Genomic DNA, 1,541 nt, shown 5'->3' with positions numbered 1-1,541 from the left:
CTTCAGGCAGCATCATCGAGTAGAACAAGGTCTTATTTTTATGTTCATGGGTAAAAGAGTAGATAACGTTACTGGTTCCCTTCACGCCAGGCTTAGCGAGTAAGTTCATACGTTGTTCGTTGAACAAAGTACCCAGAGCCTGTTGGTTACGCTCATCATGCCAGTATTGCCATTGGGGATGATTGTTATCCGTGAGCAGCGCGAGCTTCAACTCACTACCACTGAAGAATAGAGGGAGATTACAGGTGTACTTTAGATAGGTGTGTTCAATACCGCGAGTTCGCGTTCGAATGAGCCTATCTTGATTCTCATGGCTGGTTTTCTTGCTGACACTATTTAGAGATTCATCGAGTAAACGAGCCACACTCGTTGTATCGCTGATTCTCATGCATCTTAAAAATTTGACTGCATTGTTCTCGTAGGATTCATCAATACCCAGAATACGAAATTCAACCGCCTCATTAACATCGGCTTCTAGTGACTTCTCAACAAGCTCAGTGAATTTAACACTGATGATTTCCCCTAGGTTGTATTTAAACGCCCTTGGTACCTTGAACTTTGCACCCGACGGAGAAATATCAACTGTCACACCATGTAGGCTTTGTCCTTTAGGCGTGGTGATTTCAACCTGTGAGCTAATCTTGAGCCTGTTTTCTTTGCGTTTTAAATCGTAACCGAGGTTAATGGCTTCTGCTTCATAGGGGCTATCAGCGTTAGTGATATCGTGGTCATCTTGAGAGGATGTTTTAACAATATTACGAAGAGGTTGAATGCGAGGTGTCATCACTAACTCCCACACGCCCTCGGTATAACCTTTAAATTTTTTAGTACCACGTTGATACGCGTTCAAAGCTATGTCATCAAGCCAATGTTTACGCTCGTCTAGCGTGAATTGATGACATTCATTATCAATACGCCCGCGTAAATCAATGCTCTTTGTGCACGGAGCCATGATACGATTCAGTTCCATTTTAACGAGCAGTTTTAGAGACGGTGATTCGCCTTCTGTCATTTGAGAAAGAAGGAATTCGAAATCTTCGGCATGGTAGGCCGGAATAAGTCGTTCTGCTACAGATAGAATTTCAGATTGCTGCATACTTTTCTTGTTAGAATGGATGGTGCGTTATTGTTATCGACGAGTTGTATTTGATCTTTAGGTATTCGTGGCCCTACTGCAACTTTTATTTTCACCTGTACGGTCAACGGGGTCACAAAATAGCAACATTTACCCGTTACTAAGCAAATTATTGAGGTTTTATGGCTAAGGCAAAGCGAGCTTATGTGTGTAATGACTGTGGTGCTGACTTTCCACGTTGGCAAGGGCAGTGCAATGCATGTGGTGCTTGGAACACGATTACAGAAGTTAGGTTAGCCGCTTCACCTCAGGTCGCGCGCAATGAACGACTAAGTGGTTACGCTGGTGGTGCAACTGAATCTTCGGTTCAAACGCTATCGGAAATCGACTTGCAAGAGGTCCCGCGCTTTAGTAGTGGCTTCAAAGAGCTTGATCGTGTACTTGGTGGTGGTGTTGTACCTGGCGC

The 1,541-nt window shown here is 43.9% G+C and carries 1 protein-coding gene and 1 pseudogene; one reads left to right on the top strand and one right to left on the bottom strand.

All coding sequences use genetic code 11. The annotated features are described in order from the left end of the window. Nucleotides 1-1,096: PilZ domain-containing protein (locus AB4496_RS27465; RefSeq protein ID WP_372133135.1), on the bottom strand; the 1,096-nt coding region annotated here is incomplete at its 3' end. A 161-nt stretch (nt 1,097-1,257) separates the two neighbouring features. On the opposite strand from AB4496_RS27465, the pseudogene AB4496_RS27460 reads away from it, so the two are divergent. Further along, nucleotides 1,258-1,541, top strand: a pseudogene (locus AB4496_RS27460) (DNA repair protein RadA); the annotation flags it as partial.

Source organism: Vibrio sp. 10N.222.46.A1, from assembly GCF_041473595.1.
Classification (GTDB): Bacteria; Pseudomonadota; Gammaproteobacteria; order Enterobacterales; family Vibrionaceae; genus Vibrio; species Vibrio tasmaniensis_A.
This window is presented reverse-complemented; position numbering and strand designations above follow the sequence as displayed.